Annotated in this window: 21 protein-coding genes and 1 other annotated feature (1 of these 22 running past the window's edge); of the genes, 2 read left to right on the top strand and 19 right to left on the bottom strand. The window is 47.0% G+C overall.

Annotated elements, in window-relative coordinates; translation table 11 throughout:
* Positions 1-31, bottom strand: a binding site (T-box leader) (it extends 191 nt beyond the left edge of the window).
* 171 nt (positions 32-202) lie between these two features.
* Positions 203-394, top strand: coding sequence for a hypothetical protein (locus tag AUL54_RS17230; protein ID WP_045926471.1), 192 nt, complete (start codon positions 203-205; stop codon positions 392-394).
* Positions 395-408: 14 nt separating this feature from the next.
* Here AUL54_RS17230 and ysxE read toward each other — a convergent pair whose 3' ends face one another.
* From ysxE to hemA, 8 genes are all read right to left on the bottom strand, one after another.
* Positions 409-1,431, bottom strand: a complete 1,023-nt coding sequence (gene ysxE / locus AUL54_RS17225; RefSeq protein WP_060965129.1) for a spore coat protein YsxE — start codon at positions 1,429-1,431, stop codon at positions 409-411.
* A gap of 33 nt (positions 1,432-1,464) precedes the next feature.
* Positions 1,465-3,054, bottom strand: coding sequence for a LysM peptidoglycan-binding domain-containing protein (locus AUL54_RS17220; protein ID WP_060964639.1), 1,590 nt, complete (start codon positions 3,052-3,054; stop codon positions 1,465-1,467).
* Between the two features lie 132 nt (positions 3,055-3,186).
* Entirely contained in the window at positions 3,187-4,476 is a 1,290-nt protein-coding gene (gene hemL, locus AUL54_RS17215; protein ID WP_060964638.1) for a glutamate-1-semialdehyde 2,1-aminomutase, read from the bottom strand.
* Positions 4,477-4,504: 28 nt separating this feature from the next.
* Positions 4,505-5,479: a porphobilinogen synthase gene (hemB, locus tag AUL54_RS17210; RefSeq protein WP_101605408.1), complete on the bottom strand. Its 975-nt coding sequence runs from the start codon at positions 5,477-5,479 to the stop codon at positions 4,505-4,507.
* A gap of 2 nt (positions 5,480-5,481) precedes the next feature.
* Entirely contained in the window at positions 5,482-6,264 is a 783-nt protein-coding gene (locus tag AUL54_RS17205; protein ID WP_060964636.1) for a uroporphyrinogen-III synthase, read from the bottom strand.
* On the bottom strand, positions 6,254-7,195 hold the full coding sequence (gene hemC / locus AUL54_RS17200; RefSeq protein WP_060964635.1) for a hydroxymethylbilane synthase: 942 nt from the start codon (positions 7,193-7,195) through the stop codon (positions 6,254-6,256). The genes AUL54_RS17205 and hemC overlap by 11 nt, the downstream gene beginning before the upstream one ends.
* A gap of 35 nt (positions 7,196-7,230) precedes the next feature.
* Positions 7,231-8,061, bottom strand: a complete 831-nt coding sequence (locus AUL54_RS17195; protein ID WP_060964634.1) for a cytochrome c biogenesis protein — start codon at positions 8,059-8,061, stop codon at positions 7,231-7,233.
* A 7-nt stretch (positions 8,062-8,068) separates the two neighbouring features.
* The gene (hemA, locus tag AUL54_RS17190; RefSeq protein WP_060964633.1) at positions 8,069-9,436 is read right to left on the bottom strand and encodes a glutamyl-tRNA reductase; all 1,368 of its coding nucleotides are present in this window, start codon (positions 9,434-9,436) and stop codon (positions 8,069-8,071) included.
* A 196-nt stretch (positions 9,437-9,632) separates the two neighbouring features.
* On the opposite strand from hemA, the gene AUL54_RS17185 reads away from it, so the two are divergent.
* Positions 9,633-10,124 carry a hypothetical protein gene (locus tag AUL54_RS17185; protein WP_060964632.1) on the top strand — a complete coding sequence of 164 codons (492 nt, stop codon included), beginning with the start codon at positions 9,633-9,635 and terminating at the stop codon, positions 10,122-10,124.
* Between the two features lie 32 nt (positions 10,125-10,156).
* Here AUL54_RS17185 and yihA read toward each other — a convergent pair whose 3' ends face one another.
* From yihA to ilvC, 11 genes are all read right to left on the bottom strand, one after another.
* Positions 10,157-10,744 (bottom strand): ribosome biogenesis GTP-binding protein YihA/YsxC, encoded by a 588-nt coding sequence (yihA, locus tag AUL54_RS17180; RefSeq protein WP_007612895.1) that lies wholly within the window; start codon positions 10,742-10,744, stop codon positions 10,157-10,159.
* On the bottom strand, positions 10,741-13,065 hold the full coding sequence (gene lon / locus AUL54_RS17175) for an endopeptidase La (protein WP_060964631.1): 2,325 nt from the start codon (positions 13,063-13,065) through the stop codon (positions 10,741-10,743). Before lon ends, yihA begins: the two co-directional genes overlap by 4 nt.
* Before the next feature lie 198 nt (positions 13,066-13,263).
* Positions 13,264-14,922, bottom strand: coding sequence for an ATP-dependent protease LonB (gene lonB / locus AUL54_RS17170; RefSeq protein ID WP_060964630.1), 1,659 nt, complete (start codon positions 14,920-14,922; stop codon positions 13,264-13,266).
* 148 nt (positions 14,923-15,070) lie between these two features.
* On the bottom strand, positions 15,071-16,333 hold the full coding sequence (gene clpX / locus AUL54_RS17165; protein ID WP_060964629.1) for an ATP-dependent protease ATP-binding subunit ClpX: 1,263 nt from the start codon (positions 16,331-16,333) through the stop codon (positions 15,071-15,073).
* A gap of 271 nt (positions 16,334-16,604) precedes the next feature.
* Positions 16,605-17,879, bottom strand: coding sequence for a trigger factor (gene tig, locus AUL54_RS17160; RefSeq protein ID WP_016938760.1), 1,275 nt, complete (start codon positions 17,877-17,879; stop codon positions 16,605-16,607).
* Positions 17,880-18,095: 216 nt separating this feature from the next.
* A complete protein-coding gene (gene ddcA / locus AUL54_RS17155) occupies positions 18,096-19,100 on the bottom strand; it encodes a DNA damage checkpoint antagonist DdcA (RefSeq protein ID WP_060964628.1) in 1,005 nt (334 codons plus the stop codon).
* A gap of 118 nt (positions 19,101-19,218) precedes the next feature.
* Positions 19,219-19,818: a 3-isopropylmalate dehydratase small subunit gene (gene leuD / locus AUL54_RS17150; RefSeq protein WP_060964627.1), complete on the bottom strand. Its 600-nt coding sequence runs from the start codon at positions 19,816-19,818 to the stop codon at positions 19,219-19,221.
* A gap of 15 nt (positions 19,819-19,833) precedes the next feature.
* Positions 19,834-21,252 (bottom strand): 3-isopropylmalate dehydratase large subunit, encoded by a 1,419-nt coding sequence (leuC, locus tag AUL54_RS17145; protein ID WP_060964626.1) that lies wholly within the window; start codon positions 21,250-21,252, stop codon positions 19,834-19,836.
* 48 nt (positions 21,253-21,300) lie between these two features.
* A complete protein-coding gene (gene leuB / locus AUL54_RS17140; RefSeq protein ID WP_060964625.1) occupies positions 21,301-22,398 on the bottom strand; it encodes a 3-isopropylmalate dehydrogenase in 1,098 nt (365 codons plus the stop codon).
* Between the two features lie 20 nt (positions 22,399-22,418).
* Positions 22,419-23,975, bottom strand: a complete 1,557-nt coding sequence (locus tag AUL54_RS17135) for a 2-isopropylmalate synthase (RefSeq protein WP_060964624.1) — start codon at positions 23,973-23,975, stop codon at positions 22,419-22,421.
* A complete protein-coding gene (gene ilvC / locus AUL54_RS17130; RefSeq protein ID WP_007408142.1) occupies positions 23,962-24,990 on the bottom strand; it encodes a ketol-acid reductoisomerase in 1,029 nt (342 codons plus the stop codon). Before ilvC ends, AUL54_RS17135 begins: the two co-directional genes overlap by 14 nt.
* Positions 24,991-24,997 lie beyond the last annotated feature (7 nt).

The following is a 24,997-nucleotide window of genomic DNA, read 5'->3' as shown; positions in this document are numbered from 1 at the left end:
TTCTTGTACTCTTCCCGTTCAAAGCAGGTGTATTTATATCAGCTCATGATCTTATTTATTATGTTCTTTATTATAGTAAAAGTGTTTTTGTTTCGTCAATCATCTTTTCCAAAAACCGCTGCCGTCATACATAAATGGGCATGCACCCCGCCCTTTCCCTCACATACGATACAAAGAAAGGCGAATGTAAGGAGGAATTGCCGTGAGAAAAAAATTCAATTCTTATTCGCTCCCCCCGTGGGCCAGACAGGTCCGCCTTGTATCAGCGCAAGTCATTATACCGATTACGATCTTTCAGGGGATCAGGACGATTTTCTTTCCGACGACTTTTGACGTCCTGCTGCTTGCCATCCTGCTGTTTTTAGCGTGCGCCCTGCATTTGGAATGGATATAAAAAAACGAGTCCCGCTATGAAGAGGACTCGTTTTCCGCCTTTCTTTTTTTCTCCTGCTCAATCTGATACATCTTCATGAGAAAAGGTTCAGCATTTTTCATCTGCCAAAACGCTCTTAATAACTGCGTGCACTCTTCTTTCTCAGAACCCCTTTGGCCGGTTTGATACCGTTTCAGCACTTTGTACATACCGCTCGGATAAGCCATATAGCTGAGAAACAGGCTGATTTCCGCTTCACGGAGGGGGAATGATTTGTGATACGTATAAAACCATTCAAGGCACTCCGGACACGCTTTCGGATAGCTTCTGAACATTCTGGAGTAAAAGCCGAGCAGATCATTTTGCGGAGGTCCGAGCCCGGCTTTCTCGAAATTTGTAAAAAAGCCCGTTCCCACATCATTATATAGAAAATGGCGGCTCGATAAGCTGCCGTGATTGATCACCGCTCTCGTTTTGTCATGATCCTTTGCCGCGTCAAACCATTCTTCCAGACGTTCAAGAGCAAAATTAACGGCTGAAACCGTTTCTGTAAGATACGTAACAGCCTGCAATTCAAAAGGAGAAAGGTACCACTCTTTTTCCGCCCGGTCGGCAAATTGTTCATAGACGAGCTTATCATTTTCCCAATCTCTTTTCGTCAGTTCATAAAAGCTGCTGATATCTTCAGTCCGGATTTGGATGTCCCGCACGGTCGCGGAATGGAGCTTCGCCACCTCTTTAAAAAGGTAAACATGTTTTTGATCCCGTTCTTCTTCCTGATCGTACTGAAGCCAGGGCATTAAATAATAAGACGCCTCCGTCCGGCTTCCCGCAAAAAAATCGCCTGCATGCGTGCGGTAGATCGGCACAAATGAACGGTAGCCTTTCTCCTCAATCTCAATCATATAGTCCGTAAATTCACTGCTGCGGGCCGGCTTGAGCTGTTTCAAAGCAAAAATGCCGTGGTTTGAGTAGACTTTCCATACATGCGGGCTGACAGGCTCAATATACTCGGCCTCCAGCCCGTATTCCTGAAGCACTGATTGGACTGCTTCCATTCCATTCACCACATTTTTACGGCCTCTTTGTGCTTACGCATGGCTGTTATTATATTCAGGTATATACAGAAGCTGACCTTCTTCCAGTTCGTCATCAAACGATAAAGCATTCGTTCTGATGAGCTGCTGGGATGTGATGTCATATCGTTCACACACCCGGTCGATTGTATCTTCCTGCTGCACGATGCAGATTTTCATTCTAGAAAACTTTTCTTCTTCTCTTGTAAATAATTTCGTCAAATAATGAGAGTTGTCATTTTCCTTCTGCTCCGTTTTCGATGCCGCTTCTTGATTCTCTCTTTCTGATTTAAGCGGCTCAGACGGCTCAGGTGCCGCTGGTTCCTCAGGAGGCAGTTTGGAAAACTGAAAGGACAAATCAAGAGGCTCCCCGGTTTCCTCCTCCGGCTGCGCCATCTTCCTCACCTCAACTTCAAATCCTTCATCAGCCTGAGCTTCTTCCTCAAGAAACTTAGGTGCGCTGTAAAATGCCTCTTCCCGCGGTTCCGGAACGAACTCGCGATAAGGGGGCGCCTGCTCTTCTTCAAAAACCGCAGGCTCATCTTCGGCTTCTTCCGCCTCCTCTTGATCACTCTGACGGAGAAGCGGTTCGGCCTCAGGCTGCTCTTCTTTTTGAAGGACGGGCTGTTCCTCAATCTCTGCTTTATCGGCATGCGGGGTCAGAGTAAAAGCAGGGGAAACCGGTTCAACATCATCTGCTGTTTCTTCAAGCATTTCCGCTGAATCATCCTCAGATACAGGTTCATTCCTCTCAGCCGCCATGATTGCAGGCTCCTCAAGCTCCTCAGCTTCTTCCGGCTCTTCCGGCTCTTCCGGCTCTTCCGGCTCTTCTTCCTCCAGGATGGCAGCGGGAGGGGGAGGCTCAGTATATGAGACAGGTTCCGGCACCTCTTCCAGCCTCAGAACAGGGGCAGTTTCTTCAGTTTCCTCAGCCTCCTCTTCTTCTTCCTCTTCCTCCTGCCTGAATATAGGCGGAGTCTCTTCCTCATTCTCCCCGGCTTCTTGCGCCGCTTCTTCTGATACAGCCAGGGGTTCTTCAGCTTCAGGCAGAGGTTCTTCAGGCCTCTGGCGTATCACTAATTCAGGTTCGTTGTCTTCCTCAGAGCGATGGTCAGCAAGATTGATCATTTCTTCTCTGGCAAATTCAGGCGCCACATACAGAGGGATCTCCGGCTCTTTTGGCTCGGATTCCTCAAGCAGCCCTTCAATTGCCAAATCAGCCTGAATGGTTAAAATCCTTGAATCCGTTAGCTGATAATCAAAGGCATCAATAAAAACGAAAACGTCATTGAGGTGGCTCACTTTATTTTTCGGAATCGTGATGTCCACCGGGAAGCAATGAAGGAGCTCGGCCGTGCCATCCTCCCTCGCCCTCACTTCCTCTACATGTCTCAGCTCTCTTCCAAGCTCTTCGAATTGACTGCTGTGATCTATGTTGTACTCGCCAGTAAGTTCTAATGATCCTTTAATTGAGACATAATCATTTACTTCCTGCACCCTGATATCAGGGTCTAATGAAATCGAAAGTAATTCAGAAACTTCCTGTCCTTTTTGGAAACAGATTGATTCTTCAACAGAAAATTGCAACCGGTGATTATGCGGCAAGTTCATATCCTCCTTTCATCTAATCCTTACAATTAGATGTCACTAAAGGTGTATGCCGCAATATGGATAAATATGATAAAGGAGGCATTGAAAAAAGCCGATACAAGACTTGCTTGCATCGGCTTTTCGGTATCAGCGGCTGATCGCCTGGAACACTTTCTCAGCGGCTTGAATGGTTTTTTCGATATCCTCCATTGTATGCGCAGTGGAGAGAAACAATCCTTCAAATTGAGACGGCGGCAGAAATACGCCTGCGTCAGCCATCCCTTTATAATATTTGGCGAACAGCTTTAAATCAGATGATTTGGCTGTTTCATAGTTAATGACAGGCTCGTTTGTGAAAAAGAATCCGATCATTGAACCGGCACGGTTAAATGTGTGCGGAATCCCATGTGCTTCAGCGGCTTTTGAAATGCCTTCTTCAAGCATATCGCCTTTTTTCACAAATTCTTGATAAGATTCAGGTGTGAGCTGCTGTAACGTCTCAAGTCCCGCTGTCATGGCAAGCGGATTTCCTGACAAGGTTCCCGCTTGGTAGATCGGACCGCTCGGAGCGATTCTTTCCATGATTTCGGCTTTGCCGCCATACGCACCGACAGGAAGACCGCCGCCGATGACTTTGCCGAGACACGTTAAATCAGGCGTCACGCCGAAATATCCTTGCGCACAGTTATAGTCCACGCGAAAACCGGTCATGACCTCATCAAAAATGAGCAGCGCGCCATATTGTTCCGTAATGTCACGAAGCCCTTGTAAAAACCCTTCCTGCGGCGGAACGACGCCCATATTGCCGGCTACCGGCTCAACAATGACTCCGGCGATATCTTCACCGTACTCCCGGAATGCGAGTGCAACGCTTTCCAAGTCGTTGTACGGAACGGTAATCGTATTCATCGCAATCCCTTCAGGTACGCCCGGGCTGTCCGGAAGACCGAGTGTCGCCACTCCGGATCCCGCTTTGATCAGCAGTGAATCACCGTGGCCGTGGTAACAGCCTTCAAATTTTAAAATTTTGTTGCGGCCGGTATATCCTCTTGCCAGACGAAGGGCGCTCATTGTCGCCTCTGTGCCGGAGCTGACCATCCGCACGATTTCAACAGACGGCACACGGTCAATGACTAATTTGGCCAGTTCGTTTTCCACTTCAGTGGATGCCCCGAAACTTGTCCCGTTTTCTGCTACTTTTTTCAGGCTTTCAACGACGCGGTCATTGGTATGGCCCAAAATGAGCGGTCCCCAGCTCAGCACATAGTCAATATATTCATTGCCGTCAATATCAAAAATTTTCGATCCTTTGCCGCGCTGCATAAAAACCGGATCCATATCAACTGATTTAAACGCGCGCACTGGACTGTTCACTCCGCCCGGCATCAGTTTCTGCGCTTCTTTAAAAGCGGCTTTTGATTTTTCATAGCTTCTCATCTGCCTCAGCTCCCGTCAAATGAAATCGTTACTCAGCAAGCCATTTTGCTGCGTCTTTTGCATGATACGTCATAATCAGATCAGCGCCTGCACGTTTCATGCTCGTTAAAATTTCAAGCACCATTTCTTTTTCTTTAATCCAGCCGTTCTGGGCTGCAGCTTTCACCATGGAATATTCCCCGCTCACATTATAAGCGACCAGCGGCAGGTGATGGCGGTTTTTCACATCACGCATAATATCTAAGTATGACATAGACGGTTTGACGATTAAAAAGTCAGCGCCTTCTGCGGCGTCTGATTCTGCCTCACGAAGCGCTTCCAGGCGGTTGGCCGGATCCATCTGATAAGTTTTTCGGTCGCCGAACTGCGGCGTGCTGTCAGCCGCGTCGCGGAACGGACCGTAAAATTCACTTGAATATTTCACTGCATAAGACATGATCGGAATATTTGTGAACCCTTCTTTGTCAAGCGCTTTTCTGATTACTGTGACGAAACCGTCCATCATATTTGAAGGAGCGATGATGTCAGCGCCTGCTTTAGCCTGGCTGACGGCTGTCTGAGCCAGCAGTTCAAGCGACTCGTCATTGAGGATTTCTCCGTCTCTCACGACGCCGCAATGGCCGTGGTCCGTGTATTCACAGAGACATGTATCAGCGATGGTGATCATTTCAGGATAATGCTTTTTAATTTCAGCAATCCCTTTTTGCACAATGCCGTGATCGTGAAAAGCCTGGGTTCCGCAGGCGTCTTTTTCTTCAGGCACGCCGAAAACGATGACCGATTTAATGCCGAGTGATATCAGCTCAGCCATCTCATCCTTCAATAAATCAAGGGATACATGGTAAACCCCCGGCATGGAAGGAACTTCTTTTTTTCCTTCAAGCCCTTCAACGACAAATAGAGGGTAAATAAAATCTGAAGGGTGAAGACGTGTTTCTCTTACTAAATCTCTCATCGCAGCGTTCGCGCGCAAACGGCGGTGTCTGTTAAATGTTTGATTCATCATTATCTATCCTTTCCCGACATGCTGCACATGACGTCCAGCATGCCTTCAATCGTATAAGTGTCCGGCACATGGGATGAGATCCCGTATTCCAATAGCGCTTTCTCTGTTAAAGGGCCGATGCTGATATAGCTCGCACCGCTGTTTTCCCACGCTTTTTCTCCGTTTCCGACTGCATGCATAAACGTATGCACCGCCGATGAACTGGTAAACGTAATAAAATCAAAATGAGAGCGGGATGCAGCCTGTCTCAGCTCGTCCATGCCTTTTTCATCCTGAATGGTATTGTATAACACCCATTCCCTTATTTGATAGCCAAGCGGCTCAAGCTCCGCTTTTATGACATCGCGTGATAAATTGCCCTTTATCACTGAAATGGGTTCGGCAGCTGATGCGTGCCGTTTTAATGTATCAGCCAGACATTCGGCCACATACTCGTCAGGCATCGCATCCGTCCCGGCTCCCCGCTCTTTCAAAGCGCGTGCAGTCTTTTCACCGACAGCTGCGATTTTTTTCCGTCCAGAAAGCGCAAGACCGTGCCGATCAAGGTAGGAAAAAAAGAACCGGACACCGTTTACGCTTGTAAACACAAGCCATCCCGGCTCAGAAAGGTCTTCCCGGAGACTTTCCGCGCATTCATCCGGGAGCGCTTCCTGAAAAGCAATCAGCGAAGCGGAAACAGCCGTTCCGCCGAGCGCCTCCACCTTTTTTCGAAACGGAGCGGCCTGTCTTTTGTTCCGGGTGACAAGCACGGTCTTTCCTTGTAAAGGAAGGTCATTTGCCATCCTGATCGAGCTCCTGTTTCACACTGTCGATTAAGGCTTTGGCTCCTTTTTCAGACATCATCGCCGCACAGCGTTTCCCGATTTCTTCCGGATCATGTCCCGCCGCTGTTTCTTTATAAATCGTCTTTCCGTCCGGAGACGCAACCAGACCGACCAGCTCAACTTCAGCCCTGTCATTGACGGACGCATACCCGGCAATCGGCACCTGGCAGCCGCCTTCCATCGCGTGTAAGAAAGCCCGTTCGGCTGCCACCGTGCGCTGCGTATACTCATCGGTGAATTGCGCAAACAGCTTCAAAAGCTCCTCATCCGACTCTCTGCATTCAATGGCAAGAGCGCCTTGGCCGACCGCAGGCAGACAGCGGTCCGGTTCGAGGAATTCAGATACGACATCATCTTTCCAGCCCATTCTTGAAAGACCCGCAGCAGCTAAAATAATCGCATCGTAATCCTCCGTCTCAAGCTTTTGAAGTCTCGTATCTATGTTTCCTCTGATCCACTTAATAGTAAGATCAGGACGCTCAGCAAGAATCTGGGCGCTTCTTCTTAAACTGCTGGTGCCGATAATGCCGCCTTCTTTTATGTCGTCCAGCTTTTGATGCCCTTTCGAAATCAGCGCATCACGCGGATCCTCACGTTTCGGTATGCAGCCGATGACAAGACCCTCAGGCAAAACAGCGGGCATGTCTTTCATGCTGTGGACCGCCATATCAATCTCCTGATGCAGCAGCGCCTGTTCAATCTCTTTGACAAACAAACCTTTGCCGCCCACTTTTGACAGTGTGACATCGAGGATGCGGTCGCCTTTTGTGACAATCTCCCGGATTTCAAAGTTATAGGAAGGATTCAATTCCTTCAGTTTGTTAATCACCCATTTTGTCTGGGTCATAGCCAGCTTGCTCCGTCTGGAACCTACCTTAATCGTTCTCATTTTCTTTCCTCCCGAATCTGTTTGGGCGCGTGACGTTAACTGAACCAATGGAATTGCGACAGGCTTCCGAGCAGGAAGTAATTAATCATCAGCACGAGAAAACATGCTGAATTCCATAACGCCGCCACTTTTCCCTGCAGTTCCTTAATCATTCTGATATATAAATAGTAGCTGTATAAAAGCAGCACAATAAACGAGCCGAGCACTTTTGAATCAAACCAGTACAGCGTTTCCAGAGACACATACGCCCAGATCACGCCTAATATCAGGCTTAACAGCAGCATCGGGACCCCGATAACATTTAAAACGTAAGCCATATAATCAAGTTTTGACAAATCTTCAATTCTCAACAGCCATTTTCCCCATTTTTTCTTCTTTAATAAAGAATATTGAAACTGATAAAGAAGCGAAAAGACAAAAGAAAGGGAAAATGCGCCGTATGAGAGAATCGCCATTGTAATATGAATGACCAAAAGCTCTGAGACCAGCTGGCCGGAAAAGGCGGCCGAATGCTGATCCGTCGGTGAAAATGTATGGATCGCAATCATCGAGAAACCGATGACATTCGTGAAAAACACGATAAAATCAACCCGCAGGATCTGCGTGACAACAAGTGAGAGCGTGACAAGCACCCACGCATAAAAGTAAAGGGCCTCTGTAATATTTAAGACCGGAAATCTGCCCGTCTGCCACATAAAGTAAGAAAGATAGACGGTTTGCAGAGTCCAGACAATAGAAAGCAACCAGAAGGCCATTTTCCCAGCCTTCCGGTTGTGTTGAAGAAAATCTATAAAGTAAAAAAGGACGCTTATTGCGTAAATCACAATTGTCGCTTCATTAAGCCTTGCCATTGCTGTATCAATCATACAGCGCTCACTCACTTACAAGCGGACGCAAGCCCGTTTTTGTTTCTGCCTTTTGAAGCGAATGAACCGTCTGGCGGTTATCCAGGCTTTTGTCCAGCTGACGGCCGGCTTCATCCTCAATATCGAAAATCTGCATAAACAGCTTCAGTTTTTCCTCAGAATCCGCTTCAGCCGCAAGCTCTTTCGCTTTCAGAATCGGATCGCGCAGCATTTGGTTAATGATGCTCTTCGTATGTTTGCTGAGAAGCTTTTTCTCTCTTACCGTCAGATGAGGCAGCTTGCGCTCAATGCTCTGCATCGTATCGGACTGGATAGACAGCGCCTTTTCACGAAGCGCCGAAATGACCGGCACAACGCCGAGCGTATTAAGCCACTGCTTAAACTCAACAATTGCCGCTTCAATGAACAGCTCGACTTTTTCAGCGGTTTCACGGCGTTCTTGTAAGTTGGCTTCAACGATTCCTTCAAGGTCGTCAATATCGTACAGAAAAACACCTTCAAGATCGTTCAGCGCAGGGTCAAGGTCTCTCGGAACAGCGATATCCACCATAAATAACGGGCGGCCCTTCCGCTGTCTGCCCGCTCTCTCCATCATATCTTTAGACACGACAAAATCACTTGCGCCTGTCGAGCTGATTAAAATATCAGCTTCAGCAAGTGCATGTTCAAGCTGGTTTAAGCTGCGCGCTTCTCCGGAAAAACGGTCAGCAAGTTCTTTTGCCTTTAAAAACGTTCTGTTGATAACCGTTACTTTTCCTATGCCCTGGCCGTGCAGGTTTTCTGCGGCAAGCTCGCCCATTTTTCCCGCACCGAGAATCAAAATGTGCTTATTTGACAGAGAGCCGAAGATTTTTTTCGCGAGTTCAACGGCCGCGTAACTGACGGATACGGCATTGGCGCCGATATCGGTTTCAGCATGCGTGCGTTTACCGACGGTCACCGCCTGTTTAAACAGCTCATTGAAAATGGTGCCGATTGTCTTTTCTGTCTGCGCCGTTTTAAAGCTCGAGCGGACCTGGCCGAGGATTTGCGTTTCTCCGATGACCATGGAATCCAAACCGCAGGCCACTCGGAATAAATGCTCAATCGCCGCGTCGCTCTCATAAAATTTCAGAAACGGAGACAGCTCTTCTTTCGGCAGAGAAAACCATTCGGATAAAAATGTCTTTATATAATAACGGCCGGTATGAAGCTGGTCGACCACCGCATATATTTCAGTGCGGTTGCAGGTTGACACGATAATGTTTTCAAGAACGCTTTTTTCTTCTTTTAAACGGAGCATCGCTTCTGCAAGCTCATCCGGCTGAAAACTTATTTTTTCGCGTATTTCAATAGGGGCGGATTTATAATCTACTCCCACAACAAGAATATGCATAGCCTTTCATGCACCCCCGTATATCACAAATTATTTATAATCATTCTAACATAGAATTTATTATTTATAATAATTATAACATAGTTTCTTCGTGAAAATGTGAACAGATTTCAAACATGTTATGCTATAGTATAAAAAGCTTCGTTTCCTCTGTAATCATCATACTAAAAATCCTTTACTGCGGGTAGGTGACAGGATGAAAAAAACATCAATTTTATTACCAGGACTTCTGCTTGCCGCTTCCTTATTCGCTTGGCTTCAGAGCGGACAGGTTCACCTGTTTGCAAATCAGGGAGAATGGCCGGTGCTCCTTATGCTTTTGGGCGGCGTACTCTTGTATCAGGGCAAAAAGGAAACTGCGGGATCTCACGTCCTAATCGGCATGCTTCTGTTCGGTATAGGTTTGCATTTTTTCGCCAAACCTGAGCTCTCATGGTGGCCGGGAGATTTTGAAATGCTGCTCTTTGTATTCGGGTTCTCCTTATTTGCGGCTGCCAGAAAAGAATATGTATACGAAGCGGCTGTCATGATTGGTTTTTCCCTCTTTTTATACTTCTTTAAACAAATTACGGCGTGGCTGGAGTCCGTCCACATTCCGACCGAACATTTCAAAACATACTGGCCGTATGTTTTCATCGGAATCAGCCTTTTATTATTGTTTATCAAGCGGAACAAAACTATACGATAAAACCCAAAACGCACTGCGTTTTGGGTTTTTCATTACCGGCTGATCATTTTTTTAATGGCTCCCCACGCCTCATCTTTGCCTTTTTTTGTTTCAGAGGAAAATAAAATCAGCTCATCTTCAGGGTCCATATCAAGCGTCTGCTTGACAACCTTTAAGTGCTTGTCCCATTTTCCTTTTGGAATTTTATCCGCTTTTGTTGCAATGACGATGACGGGAATGCCGTAATACTTCAGGAATTCATACATGTTCACGTCTTCAGCAGACGGCGCGTGTCTGAGGTCGACAATCTGCACGCAGGCTTTCAGCTCTTCACGGGTCGTCATATAAGTTTCAATCATTCTCCCCCATGCTTCCCGCTCGCTTTTAGAAACTTTCGCAAACCCGTACCCGGGAACGTCGACAAAATGCAATTCATCATTGATGATGTAAAAGTTTAAGGTTTGTGTTTTCCCCGGTTTTGATGACGTTCTGGCCAGGTTTTTCCGATTGATTAGTGAATTGATAAAAGATGATTTTCCTACATTCGATCTTCCCGCCAGCGCGATTTCCGGAAGCCCCCCATTAGGGTACTGCTCAGGTTTGACCGCACTGATCACGATTTCTGACTTTGTGACTTTCATTTCTTCTCTCCTACTAAGGCATGTTCCAAAACGTCATCGAGATGAGACACAAATATAAATTTCAGCCCTTCTCTGACGCTTTCAGGAATATCCTCTATATCTTTTTCGTTATCTTTAGGCGCAATAATCGTGGTCAGGCCCGCTCTGTGCGCGCCGAGCGCCTTTTCTTTCAGTCCGCCGATCGGAAGCACGCGGCCCCGCAGCGTGATTTCCCCGGTCATACCGACTTCGCGTTTTACCGCACGGTCCGTTAATGCCGATACGAGCGCAGTAGCCATCGTAATTCCCGCAGAAGGGCCGTCTTTAGGCACCGCTCCTTCAGGGACATGGATATGAATGTCATACTTCTCATGGAATTTCGGGTCGATACCGAGCTGCTCCGTTTTCGAGCGGACATAACTGAAAGCGGCCTGCGCGGATTCCCGCATGACATCTCCGAGCTTCCCGGTCAGAATCAGCTTTCCTTTTCCCGGTGACAGTGACACTTCGATTGAAAGCGTATCTCCGCCGACCGTCGTGTACGCCAGACCCGTGACAACTCCGACTTGATCCTCGGTTTCCGCCTGTCCGTATCTGAACATCCGTTTTCCGAGATAGTCGGGCAGATTTTTCTCTGTAACGGTAATGCGTTTTCTCTCTTCAGAAACAATGGCCTTTGCAGCCTTTCGGCAAATGGCGGCAATCTGGCGTTCAAGCGTTCTCACGCCGGCTTCCCTCGTATAGTAGCGGATGATATCGGTAATGGCCTGATCCCGAATCTGCAGGCTGCTCTTTGTGAGCCCGTGCTCTTTAATCTGTTTCGGAAGCAGGTGGTCCTTTACGATCTCCAGCTTTTCATTCTCAGTATAGCCTGACAGGCTGATAATCTCCATTCTGTCTCTGAGAGGGCCCGGTATGGAACCAAGGTTATTCGCAGTCGCGATAAAAAGCACTTTCGATAAATCGAACGTCTCTTCAATATAGTGGTCGCTGAATGTGCTGTTTTGTTCCGGATCCAGCACCTCAAGCATCGCCGAAGACGGATCGCCTCTGAAATCAGATGACATTTTATCAATCTCATCGAGGAGAAAGACCGGATTTTGTTTGCCGGCTTTTTTCATTCCCTGGATAATCCGGCCCGGCATCGCTCCGACGTATGTACGCCGGTGGCCGCGGATTTCAGATTCATCGCGCACTCCGCCCAGTGAAATTCTCACAAAACGGCGTCCCATGCTCGTACTGATTGATTTTGCAAGAGATGTTTTTCCGACTCCCGGTGGTCCGGCCAGACAAAGAATCGGCCCTTTCAGCGTTTTCGTCAGCTGTTTCACGGCCAGATACTCCAGTATCCGTTCTTTCACTTTCTCTAAACCGTGATGCTCTTTGTCTAAGATTTCTCCGGCTTTTTTAATATCCAGTTTATCTTCTGTTTCGTCCGACCACGGCAGGGCGATGAGCCAGTCAATATAGTTGCGGATAACAGAGCTTTCCGCTGAGCTTGACGGCACTTTTTCGTAACGGCTCAATTCCTTAAGCGCCGTTTCTTTGACACGCTCAGGCATGCCCGCTTCTTCTATCTTTTCCGTGAGCGACTGAACTTCGCCGGTTTTGCCTTCTTTGTCGCCAAGTTCCTTTTGGATGGCTTTCATCTGTTCACGCAAGTAGTATTCTTTTTGGGTGCGCTCCATCGAACGTTTGACGCGCTGGCCGATTTTTTTCTCAATCTCCAGCACTTCTTTTTCATTATTAATCGAACGGATGACCTTATTCAGACGTTCTTTAATATCCGCCGTCTCTAAAATGTCCTGCTTGTCCTTTAATTTCAGCGGGAGATGAGAAGCGACGATGTCCGCCATTCTGCCGGGCTCTTCAATATCAGTCACAGCCGCATACGTTTCTGCGGAGATTTTTTTTGAAATTTTTATGTACTGGTCAAAATGGTCCAGCAGCGTCCGCATAAGCGCCTCATCTTCTACGTCTTTCGAATCGTCCTCATGCATCAGCTGTATATCGACCGAAGTATAATCTTCTAGTTCGGTGTATTCAAGGATTTGCGCCCGCTGAATACCTTCTACAAGCACTCTGATCGTACCGTTGGGCAGCTTCAGCATCTGTTTGATTTTTGTATAAGTGCCGACGGTGAAAATGTCGTCTTCACCCGGTTCGTCTATCGAAATATCCTGCTGAGTGGCTAAAAAAATCATATGATCATGCATCATTGCCTGTTCAAGAGCCTGAACCGACTTGTCCCGGCCTACATCTAAATGTAAAACCATCGTCGGGTATACCAATAAACCTCTTAAAGGGAGGAGCGGGATGCTGCGTTTTGTATCTTCTGCCATATGACTGACACCTCCGTGACTTTAGTATGAACCATTATAATACAACTTTTTCATCGTTGTACAATTCCGGGATCGGGCTTTAATCGGCTTACCGCCTGCCCAGTATATAAAACAGTCTCTTCGTAGTATACCCTTTCTTTCTGTTCTGAAAAAGGAAAAGATGTCCTCCATAAAAAAACCCCATTATAAAAATGGGGTTTATACGGATTCTTTATTCATTTGGATATCAAACGGTTTTTGTTCTGAAGGTGGATCAACCAATATGACGTCAAGTACTTCCTGGAACGTTTTTACCGCTTTAATGGTGATTCCGTCTATTCGTTTCAGAATGGACTGCTGATTTTCGTAAGGGATAATGACGGTTTTAGCTCCAGCCTGTTTTGCGGCTTTAATTTTCGGAATGACGCCGCCGATCGGTTTGACAAGGCCCGTCAGGCTGATCTCTCCCGTCATCGCCACCGTATGGTCGATAGGGATGCGGTGAATCGCGGAAAAAATCCCCGCGGCCATCGCGATACCCGCTGACGGTCCGTCAATCGGGCCTCCGCCCGGAAAATTGACATGAATGTCATAGTCCGAAGGTTTGATGCCCATTGTGCGAAGAACCGTCAGAACATTTTCCACCGATCCCTTCGCCATGCTTTTGCGGCGGATCGACTTCGATTGGCTGCCGATGCTCTCTTCCTCTGCAATCCCCGTAATATTCAGGCTTCCTTTGTCCTGTGCAGGCGTGACATTCACTTCGATTTCCAGCAATGCGCCGCTGTTCGGCCCGTATACGGCAAGTCCGTTCACGATGCCGACTTGCGGTTCATCGGCGATTTTCTGCTCATTTTTAGGTGTGAGCTGACTTGAATGAACAACCCATTCTATATCTTCTGTCGTAATTTCGTTTCTGTCTTCGGTTACCGCCATACCGGCAGCAATCTGGATCATATTGACGGCTTCACGGCCGTTTCTCGTATATGCGGTCAGGACACCGAGAGCCTCATCAGAAATCTCTTTCTGAATTTTGTCGGCCGCTTTTTTCGCTACGGTCTTAAGCTCATCCTTTTCCAGCTCACGGAAAAACACTTCAAGACAGCGCGAACGGATGGCGGGCGGAATTTCAGTCGGCATTCTCGTCGTCGCTCCGATCAAGCGGAAATCCGCGGGAAGCCCGTTTTGAAAAATATCATGAATATGATTCGGGATTTGCGTATTTTCCTCACTGTAATACGCACTGTCTAAAAAGACTTTCCGATCTTCAAGCACCTTCAGCATTTTATTCATCTGAATCGGATGAAGCTCACCGATTTCATCAATAAATAGTACACCGCCGTGCGCATGAGTCACAGCCCCCTGCTTCGGCTGCGGAATGCCCGCCTGACCCATCGCTCCCGCTCCCTGATAAATCGGATCATGCACCGAACCGATAAGCGGATCGGCAATACCCCGTTCATCAAATCGCGCAGTCGTCGCATCAAGCTCAACAAAAACGGCCTGATTTTGAAATGGTGACTGTTTATGCTTTTTCGCTTCTTCCAATACCAGACGCGCCGCAGCCGTTTTGCCGACTCCGGGAGGCCCGTAAATGATCACGTGCTGCGGATTCGGACCGCAAAGCGCAGCTTTTAACGCTTTAATCCCATCCTCCTGGCCGACAATATCCTGAAAGCTTTTCGGCCGCACCTTTTCTGATAAAGGTTCTGACAAACTGATGGCGCGCATTTTGCGAAGCTGTTCCATTTCTTTTTTTGATTCTTTATCTATCGTCACTTTTTGTGTACGCTGGTTTTTGAGCAGATTCCAAAAATATAATCCGATGACTATCCCGAAAAACAGCTGTACAAATAATGCGATCCCTGTCCAACTCATGCTGGTCCCTCCTGAAAACGATTTATGTATCCAATTCATTCCTCTGTCCGCTAGTATCTCCCAGCAAAGCCCGGAATAAACATTTTCAGAAGGGTCAGGACAAGAAAAAAAACCTCCTGATCAATTCGAGTCAGGAGGTTTTGTCATGTTATGCTGATGTTTTATCTTGGCCGACAACTGTGCCGTCTTTTAATACAAGACGAGGCGCTTCACCGTCTGCGACTGTCGCTCCGGTAATGACACATTTTTCAATATCATCACGGGACGGCAGATCAAACATAACGTCAAGCATGATACCTTCAATGATAGAACGCAGGCCGCGTGCGCCTGTTTTACGCTCGATCGCTTTTTTCGCAATTTCAGATAATGCCTCGCCTTCAAATTCAAGCTCGACATCATCAAGTTCTAACATTTTCTTGTATTGTTTGACGAGTGCGTTTTTAGGTTTAGTCAGAATTTCAACCAGTGCCGTTTCATCAAGCTGCTCAAGGCTTGCAATAACAGGAAGACGGCCGATGAATTCAGGAATCAGACCGAAACGGAGCAAGTCTTCCGGAAGAACTTTAGAAAGCAGTTCTTCTTTTTCCAGGTCTGCCGCTTTATTATCTGAGCCGAAACCGATGACTTTTTGTCCGAGACGGCGTTTGATGATTTGTTCAATGCCGTCAAATGCACCGCCGCAAATGAACAGAATGTTCGTCGTATCGATCTGAATGAATTCCTGATGAGGATGTTTGCGTCCTCCTTGAGGCGGCACGCTTGCAACCGTTCCTTCAAGAATTTTCAGCAGCGCCTGCTGAACGCCTTCGCCTGATACGTCGCGTGTAATGGACGGGTTTTCAGATTTTCGCGCTACTTTATCGATTTCATCGATATAAATAATGCCTTTTTCTGCTTTTTCCACATCATAGTCTGCAGCCTGAATCAGCTTGAGGAGGATGTTTTCTACGTCCTCACCGACATATCCGGCTTCAGTCAGAGATGTAGCGTCCGCGATCGCAAACGGAACGTTCAGAATACGCGCAAGCGTCTGGGCGAGAAGTGTTTTCCCGCTTCCAGTCGGCCCGATTAATGAAATATTACTTTTAGAAAGCTCGACATCATCCACTTTACTGTTGGAGTTGATGCGTTTGTAATGGTTGTATACCGCAACCGCAAGTGATTTCTTCGCCTGATCCTGTCCGATGACATATTCATTCAGAATCTCACGGATTTCATGCGGCTTCGGAACGTCTTTAAATTCGACTTCTTCTTCTGTACCAAGCTCTTCCTCTACGATTTCTGTACAGAGCTCAATGCATTCGTCGCATATATATACACCCGGTCCTGCAACCAGCTTACGAACCTGATCTTGCGTTTTTCCGCAGAACGAGCATTTTAATTGTCCTTTTTCCTCGTTGAATTTAAACATTCTTTCACCCCTTAATCTTGTCTCACTTTTTCTTTTACCTGAAGGGCAAAAGAAAACGGTTCTTGCTACGATCGAGTATGTATTGCATTTTACCATACTTTCCAGTAAGACGGTAACAATGTGTTTCGCGCTTGCACATTCTATATGTATGACAAAAAACAGCCCGGCAATGACTATCTTGCCCCAAGAAAAAGAGTTATATCATAATTGTACAAAACAAGGCACGAAATAATCGCGCCCTGTTTCATTATGTCTATTATTATGAACCATATTAACGGTTTTCTACAAGAAAATCAATTGCTTTTCGAACTTTTAAATCTTCTTTCATCGCGTCAGTTGAACCGATTGCCTGCTTGATGTTTTCAACCGGCATGTTGTATGCTTCAGCCATTTTAGTGAGCTCAGCTTCAACTTCTTCGTCAGTCACTTCAAGGTTTTCAGCTTGAGCGATCGCTTCAAGAGTCAGGTTTGATTTTACGCGTTTTGCGGCATCTTCTTTCATTTGCTCTTTTAACGCGTTTTCATCTTGACCTGAGAATTGAGTGTAAAGCTCAAGGTTCATGCCTTGCATTTGCAGACGCTGTTCGAATTCTTTCAGCATGCGGTCAAGCTCAGTGTCGATCATCGCTTGAGGAACATCAGCTTCAGCATTTTCAGATGCTTTCAGCACAAGCTCTTCACGCAATTTAGCGTCAGCTTCGTTTTCTTTCGCTTCTTCAAGGCGTTTTTTTGTTTTCTCAGTTAATTCAGCAAGCGTTTCAACTTCTTCGTCAATGTCTTTTGCGAATTCGTCGTTAAGCTCAGGAAGCTCTTTCGCTTTGATTTCATGAATTTTCACTTTGAAGACAGCTGGTTTGCCTGCAAGATCTTCAGCGTGGTACTCTTCAGGGAATGTTACTTCAACATCCTTTTCAGCTCCTGCTTCAAGACCAGTCAGCTGCTCTTCGAAGCCCGGGATGAATGAACCTGATCCTACTTCAAGTGAGTAGTTCTCAGCTTTTCCGCCTTCAAATGCTTCTCCGTCAACAAAACCTTCGAAGTCAAGAACGACTGTATCGCCGTTTTCAACAGCGCCTTCTTCTTTTACGACAAGCTCAGCCTGACGCTCCTGAAGCGCTTTAAGTTCGTTTTGTACGTCTTCGTCAGTAACGGCAGTGTCATCTTTTTCGATTCCTAAGCCTTTGTAGTCGCCAAGTTTCACTTCCGGTTTTACAGTCACTTTTGCAGTGAAAATTAAGCTTTCGCCTTTTTCGATTTTTTCAACATCGATTTCAGGACGGTCTACAGGCTCAATGCCGGCTTCTTCAACCGCTTTAGGGTATTCTACAGGAAGTAAAATATCTAAAGCATCCTGGTAAAGAGCTTCAACGCCGAAACGCTGTTCGAATAAACCGCGTGGAACTTTCCCTTTGCGGAATCCAGGAATAGAAACCTGTTTTACTACTTTTTTAAATGCATCATCAAGAGCTGTTTTGAACGTTTCCGCATCAACTTCAACCGTTAATACGCCTTCGTTGCCTTCTTGTTTTTCCCATTTTACAGACATGTATTTCCCTCCAAAAATCTATTCAGGTTGTGTCGGTCTTCCATTCTAAAGCAATCCGCGGCTTTGTCAAAGAAAAAACCGCTTTGAATCAGAATCATTATGTAATGAACTGGCAGCCTGTCCAACCGTAATTCTCATTTCAGTTAAACCGCTATACATAAATACAACCACTATATTATAACATAACGCCTATCGCTTTCAACTATATGGCGTGATTTACAAATAAGAAATTTCTTCAATATCCTTAATCATCGTGCAGGCTTCTTCGAGTTCGCGGCTGTCAAACTCGTACATCATATGAAGTTCCTCCGGCTCAATGTCAATGCCGTGCATCTCGTAACCGACCTTATGAAGCGCCGCAGCCCATAAATCAGCGTTCAAAAGCTTCGGCATAAAAGGGTGCAGGACGTACAGATGCCTTCTCCACAGTTCCTCAACGGCGGCGTATAATGTAGGGTTTTCATTGCCCAGCGTTTCATCAAGCACCCGGAGAACGCGGTGCAAAATCGGCGCCGCATCAGGCTGAACGGTTTCACTCGGTATCGCGGTCATTGAATCGCCGAATTTTGTAATATGGACCGGTTTGCTGTAATCGTGCTCTGCCATCAGCGTCAAAATCATCGTCTTGATCAGCGGATGTGCGCCCGGATCTTGCAGAATCGTTTTTAACAGACCCGTGTATTTCGCAATATTGCGGTCTTTGAGAGAATGGATCAGGTTCATTTGTTCAGCGGGGCTGTTCAGCACTTTTTCCGCATCAAGAACGTCTTCATATTCCTCCTCCCACACCTCGTCCTGCTGATCGGGATCGGTCATTTTGCGGCTGAATTCGAGCAGCCGATAGAATTGCTCCGCACTTTCTGCGGGGAGCTGGTTTTCTTCCAGCACAGCTTCAATTGTGCTTTTGACTTCTTCATATTGTTTCAGCTGAATCAAAATGGTCATGTACACCTGCAGCACGGTAAAATAATGGCCGTACCCTTCGTTCAGCATTTTCTCACAAACTTGTTTTGCTTCTTCCAATTCCCCGAGCTCCAGAAAACAAATCGCCATGCCTAAATGGACGTCGGACTCGGTATCACCGTGGCTTACCGCCTCTGAAAACAGTTCGAGGGCCTCCTGGTACTGTTTATCCTTCATGGCGGCCATCCCTTTATCAACCAAGCGTTCTTTCAGACGGGGGAAAGGAATGATATCAGCTTTTTTCTTGTCATGCGTCATACTCTATTTCCTTTCAGGCGCTTATTTTGTTCAAGTGTATCAACACGCGTCATGAAACACAAGAAAGGATGACGCACATGGAAAAAAAAGCCGCCGGATAAATCCCGGGCGGCTTTTTTCAGGCTTGAAGCCAAGAACTTCTTTTCGATTCAAACTGCTGAATGTCGTCCTCCAGCAGGAGCGTTAATGAAATTTCGTCATAGCCGTTAATCAGCATTTCCTTCCAGTGCGGATCGACTTCAAATGAAATTTCTCTTCCTTCACTGTCATGGATGAGCTGGTTTTCCAAATCAACCGTCATGTGAAGAGACTGATTTTCATATTGACCGGCAAGTTTTTTCCATTGATCATACGGCATACGGATAGGAAGCATTCCGTTTTTAAAACAGTTTTGATGAAAAATATCGGCAAATGACGGAGCAATGATGATTTTGAATCCGTAATCATCCAGCGCCCAAGGAGCATGCTCACGGGATGATCCGCAGCCGAAATTCTCTCCGGCAATTAATATGGACGCGCCTTCATAGACTTTGCGGTTTAATTCAAATTCAGGATCAGGCTCACCGTTCTCAAGGTATCTCCAATCAAAAAACGCGAATCTGCCGTATCCGGTTCTTTCAATTCTTTTCAGAAACTGTTTCGGAATAATCTGGTCGGTGTCAACATTGATCCGGTTTAAGACGGCCGCTTTTCCGGTATGCGTTTTTAAAGGTTCCATCTTTTCGCACACTCCTTACACAACTGTTTTTTCTTGATAAAACTTTCTTACATCGACGAAATGCCCGTGAATGGCTGCCATTGCCGCCATTGCAGGACTGACAAGGTGTGTTCTCGCGCCTTTTCCCTGTCTGCCTTCGAAGTTGCGGTTGGAAGTGGAAGCGCATCGCTCCCCTTCAGGCACGACATCATTGTTCATACTGAGGCACATGCTGCAGCCTGATTCTCTCCATTCAAAGCCCGCTTCAAGAAACACATGGTGCAGCCCTTCTTCCTCCGCCTGCTGTTTCACGCTTTGAGAGCCCGGCACCACAATGGCTCTGACGCTGTCGGCGACTTTTCGGCCTTTGATCATATCAGCAGCCTGGCGAAGGTCGGTCATCCGCGAATTTGTACAGGAGCCGATAAACACATGCTCGACTTTAATATCTTCAACTTTTTGATTCGGTTCAATCCCCATGTATTCGTAGGCACGGATGGCTTCTTTTTTACCGTCTTCAGAATCAATGGTTTCCGGCGCAGGTATTTGGGCATCGACCGGAAGAACCATGCCTGGGTTGATGCCCCAAGTTACCATTGGAGAAATCTCGCTGCCGTCTAACACGATGGAATGATCGTATACGGCGCCCGGATCGGTTTTTAACGCTTCCCATTCTGCCGCGGCTTTTTCAAATTCCTCGCCTTTTGGCGCGTATTTACGGTTTTTACAGTATTCAATCGTCGTTTCATCAGGAGCGATCAGTCCCGCACGGGCTCCCGCTTCTATTGACATATTGCAGACCGTCATGCGTTCGTCCATAGACATGTTTCTGAATACTTCCCCGGTGTATTCAATGACATATCCGGTACCGAATCTCACCCCGTATTTTCCGATGACCGACAAGATGACATCCTTTGCGGTCACTCCTTTTTGGAGCGTTCCGTCAACGCGGATTTCAAGCGTTTTCGGCCGCTGCTGCCAGAGTGTCTGTGTGGAGAGAACATGCTCCACCTCACTTGTGCCGATACCGAAGGCAAGCGCCCCGAATGCGCCGTGAGTCGATGTATGACTGTCTCCGCAAACGATTGTTTTCCCCGGAAGTGTCAGACCAAGCTCAGGTCCGACTACGTGAACGATCCCCTGGTCTGCGCTGTGAAGATCCGCAAGACGGACGCCGAACTCCTCGCAATTTCTTTCAAGCGCGGTTACTTGGCGCTTTGCGACTTCATCTTTAATGTCAAAACGGTTGACGGTCGGAATATTGTGATCCATCGTCGCGAATGTATTCTGCGGCCGTCTGACTTTTCTTCCCTTCTGCCTTAATCCTTCAAACGCCTGAGGAGACGTCACCTCATGAATTAAGTGCAAATCAATATAGAGAAGGTCGGGTTTTCCTTCACCGCTTTTTACAACATGCCGATCCCAAATCTTTTCGATGATTGTTCGAGGCATCATCTTTGTTTCCTCCCTCTACCTATGAACTAAGACCGCTTTCTTTAAGCGTCATACTATAGATTTTGTATTCGCGCCGGCTATTGCGGCTTTTACTTTTTCAGTAATGTCATGCGTTCCGGCATATTGGCCGTCCCGGGCGATATCACGTGTACGGATGCCGTCTGCAAGCACCTTTGCGACCGCCTTTTCTACCGCCTGCGCTTCGTTTTCAAGCCCGAAAGATGTTCTCAAAAGCATCGCCGCTGATAAAATCGCCGCAAACGGATTGGCCATCCCTTTACCGGCAATGTCAGGCGCAGATCCATGCACCGGTTCAAACAAGTGAAGACCTGAACTTGATAGACTGGCTGACGGCAGCATGCCGAGCGAACCTGTCAGCATGGAGGCTTCATCACTTAAAATATCGCCGAACATGTTTTCAGTTACGATGACGTCAAACTGGTTCGGAGCATAGATGAGCTGCATCGCAGCATTATCGACAAGCATATGTTCAAGCGTCACATCAGGAAATTCTTTTGCGATTTCATCTGCCGTTTCACGCCACAGCCTGCTTGAGGAAAGCACATTCGCCTTATCAACTGACGTCACTTTTCCTTTTCTGCCGGCAGCCATTTTAAAGGCTTCTCTGACAACGCGTTCGATTTCTTCTTTCTTATAAAAGAGGGTATCGACCGCTTCTTTTTCTCCCGCTTCATTGACATACTGTCTGCTCGGCTCTCCGAAGTAAAGGCCGCCCGTCAGTTCCCTGACGATTACAAAGTCAACGCCGCTGATATATTCTTTTTTCAGGGGAGATGCCTCAGACAGGCTTTCAAATACGGTCACCGGACGCAGATTGGCAAACAGGCCGAGTTTTTTTCTGATGCCTAGCAGGCCTTTTTCCGGTCTGAGCTCCGGAGGATTTTGGTCCCATTTCGGTCCGCCGACTGCACCGAGCAGGATGGCGTCAGACCTCTCGCAAAGAGCCACCGTCTCCTCAGGAAGGGGGTTTTGATGGGCGTCAATAGCCGCTCCCCCGATCAGCCCGTTTTCAAATTCAAATTCATGTCCGAATTGTTCGGCAACGCTTTTCAATACAGCTGCCGCTGATTCCGCCACTTCCGGTCCGATTCCGTCACCGGGAAGCAAAGCAATACGTTTTTTCAAATCAAACGTTCTCCTTTCTATTACGAGCCGACCGCAGTCTGTCTCTTTAATCCGTCTATATTGCAATCCAGCACCAATTGCCGGTTCACAGCATTCAAATATGCTTTTGCAGAAGCTTCCAAAACATCATGCGCGATTCCCCGCCCTGATGATTCTTTTCCGTTCACGGTCACTCTGACATAAACTTGAGCCAGCGCGTCTTCACCTTTTCGGTTGGATTGAATGCGGTAATCCATCAGTTCAATATCTTTATTAATACAGCGACCGAGCGTGTTATAAACGGCTTCTATGCTGCCTGCCCCTGTTGCCGCCTCTTGCATCAGCTGTTCGTTTTCCTGATTTTTCAAAGAGACTGTTGCAGTGGGCACCTGAGACGTCCCGTAATGCACTTGCAGAGACAAAAATTCATAGCCGATTTTTTTGTCCGTCACTTTTTCTTCTAAAATAAGAGAAATCAAGTCATCATCGGTGATTTCTTTTTTCTTTTCGGTCAGTTCTTTAAACATCGTAAAATATTTATTGATTTCATCACTATCAAACTGGAATCCAAGCGTATTCAGGCGATCTTTGAACGCGTGGCGTCCGGAATGCTTTCCGAGCACGAGCGCATCCGCTGTCACACCGACAAGTTCCGGTGAAATAATTTCATATGTTGATTTTTCTTTCAGGAAACCGTCTTGGTGAATACCCGACTCATGGGCGAAAGCGTTATCTCCGACGATCGCTTTATTGCGGGGAACGGCCATGCCCGTCAGTTTGCTGACAAGATCACTCGTCCGCTTCAATTCATGAAGAGTGAGAGATGAATCAGCTTGATATGCGTCATTTCTGACATGAAGCGCAACGGCGATTTCTTCAAGCGCGGCGTTACCAGCTCTTTCTCCTATGCCGTTAATGGCGCATTCAATTTGATCAGCGCCGTTCTCAATTGCCGAAAGTGAGTTGGCAACCGCCATTCCGAGATCATCGTGGCAATGAGCTGAGAGCTTTACCCGGCTGATATTCGGAACGTGTTCCTTCATATATTTAAAGATGTTTCCGTATTCCGCCGGCGTCAGGTAGCCTACAGTGTCCGGCAGGTTGATGACGCTCGCGCCGGCATCAATCACTTCTTCTACGATTTCAGCCAAAAAAGGAAGTTCGGTGCGGCATGCGTCTTCTGCTGACCATTGAACGATCGGGAAGCGTTCTTTTGCATACTTCACCATTTCAACCGCTTTTTCCTTAACCTCTTCCCGCGTCATTTTCAGCTTATGCTTCAGATGAATGTCTGAGGTGGCGATAAAGATGTGAATCCGCGGGCTGGCCCCGTCTTTCAGCGCTTCCCAGGCTGCGTCGATGTCACCTTTGACAGAACGGGCAAGCCCTGTTACCGAACAATTTTTAATCGTTCTTGCGATTTCCTGCACGGCTAAAAAATCACCTCGGGATGAAGCGGGAAATCCCGCTTCAATAATGTCCACCCCGAGTCTTTCAAGCTGCTTGGCTATCGCCAGTTTCTCCCGCGCATTAAGGTTGACCCCGGGAGATTGTTCACCGTCACGAAGGGTCGTGTCGAAAACGTTAATTTTGCGCAACGGAGACCACCGCTTCCTTCTTTTTACCTTGTTTGACAAACGGCATCATTTCACGAAGCTGTCTGCCGACCTTTTCAATCTGATGCTCGTTTTCACTTGCATTGATCGCATTGAAGCGAGGACGGTTCACTTGGTTTTCCACGATCCATTCTTTTGCGAATGTACCGTTTTGAATATCCGTTAATACTTGTTTCATAGATTCTTTTACCTTCGCATCGACTACGCGCGGTCCTGATACAAAATCTCCCCATTGAGCCGTATCGGAGATAGAGTATCTCATGCCCGCCAAGCCTTCTTCATACATTAAGTCTACGATCAATTTCAGTTCGTGCAGACACTCGAAGTATGCGAGTTCAGGCTGGTATCCGGCTTCTGTCAGCGTTTCAAAACCTGCTTTGACAAGCGCTGTTAAACCTCCGCAGAGAACAGCCTGCTCACCGAACAGATCCGTTTCCGTTTCTTCCTTAAATGTTGTTTCAAGAACCCCGGCACGCGCCCCGCCGATTCCTTTTGCGTAAGCAAGAGCCGTGTCTTTCGCTTCGCCTGATACATCCTGATAGATGGCAAACAATGCCGGTACGCCTGCGCCTTGCTCATATGTTCTTCTGACAAGGTGTCCCGGTCCTTTAGGGGCGACAAGGAAGACATCTACATCAGCTGGAGGCACGATCTGATGGAAATGGACGTTAAATCCGTGTGCGAATACCAATGATTTGCCCGCCGTCAATTCATCTTTGATTTCAGCTTCATATACTTTTTGCTGCTGTTCATCCGGAAGAAGAACCATAATGATGTCAGCCTGGGCAGCCGCTTCTCTTACAGAAAATACTTGATGTCCGTCTTCTTGGGCCTGTGTAAATGATTTGCCTTGTCTGACGCCGACAATGACATCAATTCCGCTTTCTTTTAAGTTCAGCGCATGTGCGTGACCCTGTGAACCGTAACCGATAATCGCTACTTTTTTACCTGCCAATACGTTCTCTTTGATATCACCGTTATAATATACTTTTACCATTTTAATC

Origin of the sequence: Bacillus sp. SDLI1 (assembly GCF_001553895.1) — a bacterium.
GTDB classification, from domain to species: Bacteria; Bacillota; Bacilli; order Bacillales; family Bacillaceae; genus Bacillus; species Bacillus siamensis.
This window is presented reverse-complemented; position numbering and strand designations above follow the sequence as displayed.

Excerpts from the sequence above, each read along its gene's own strand:
- hemA (WP_060964633.1), bottom strand. The coding sequence starts at position 9,436 with ATGCATATTCTTGTTGTGGGAGTAGATTATAAATCCGCCCCTATTGAA.
- leuC (WP_060964626.1), bottom strand. The coding sequence starts at position 21,252 with ATGATGCCTCGAACAATCATCGAAAAGATTTGGGATCGGCATGTTGTA.
- hemL (WP_060964638.1), bottom strand. The coding sequence starts at position 4,476 with ATGAGAAGCTATGAAAAATCAAAAGCCGCTTTTAAAGAAGCGCAGAAA.
- ddcA (WP_060964628.1), bottom strand. The coding sequence starts at position 19,100 with ATGACGCATGACAAGAAAAAAGCTGATATCATTCCTTTCCCCCGTCTG.
- AUL54_RS17205 (WP_060964636.1), bottom strand. The coding sequence starts at position 6,264 with ATGGCAAATGACCTTCCTTTACAAGGAAAGACCGTGCTTGTCACCCGG.
- AUL54_RS17195 (WP_060964634.1), bottom strand. The coding sequence starts at position 8,061 with ATGATTGATACAGCAATGGCAAGGCTTAATGAAGCGACAATTGTGATT.
- lon (WP_060964631.1), bottom strand. The coding sequence starts at position 13,065 with ATGGCAGAAGATACAAAACGCAGCATCCCGCTCCTCCCTTTAAGAGGT.
- yihA (WP_007612895.1), bottom strand. The coding sequence starts at position 10,744 with ATGAAAGTCACAAAGTCAGAAATCGTGATCAGTGCGGTCAAACCTGAG.
- AUL54_RS17185 (WP_060964632.1), top strand. The coding sequence starts at position 9,633 with ATGAAAAAAACATCAATTTTATTACCAGGACTTCTGCTTGCCGCTTCC.
- ysxE (WP_060965129.1), bottom strand. The coding sequence starts at position 1,431 with ATGGAAGCAGTCCAATCAGTGCTTCAGGAATACGGGCTGGAGGCCGAG.
- hemB (WP_101605408.1), bottom strand. The coding sequence starts at position 5,479 with ATGAATCAAACATTTAACAGACACCGCCGTTTGCGCGCGAACGCTGCG.
- leuD (WP_060964627.1), bottom strand. The coding sequence starts at position 19,818 with ATGGAACCTTTAAAAACGCATACCGGAAAAGCGGCCGTCTTAAACCGG.
- clpX (WP_060964629.1), bottom strand. The coding sequence starts at position 16,333 with ATGTTTAAATTCAACGAGGAAAAAGGACAATTAAAATGCTCGTTCTGC.
- ilvC (WP_007408142.1), bottom strand. The coding sequence starts at position 24,990 with ATGGTAAAAGTATATTATAACGGTGATATCAAAGAGAACGTATTGGCA.
- lonB (WP_060964630.1), bottom strand. The coding sequence starts at position 14,922 with ATGAGTTGGACAGGGATCGCATTATTTGTACAGCTGTTTTTCGGGATA.
- hemC (WP_060964635.1), bottom strand. The coding sequence starts at position 7,195 with ATGAGAACGATTAAGGTAGGTTCCAGACGGAGCAAGCTGGCTATGACC.
- tig (WP_016938760.1), bottom strand. The coding sequence starts at position 17,879 with ATGTCTGTAAAATGGGAAAAACAAGAAGGCAACGAAGGCGTATTAACG.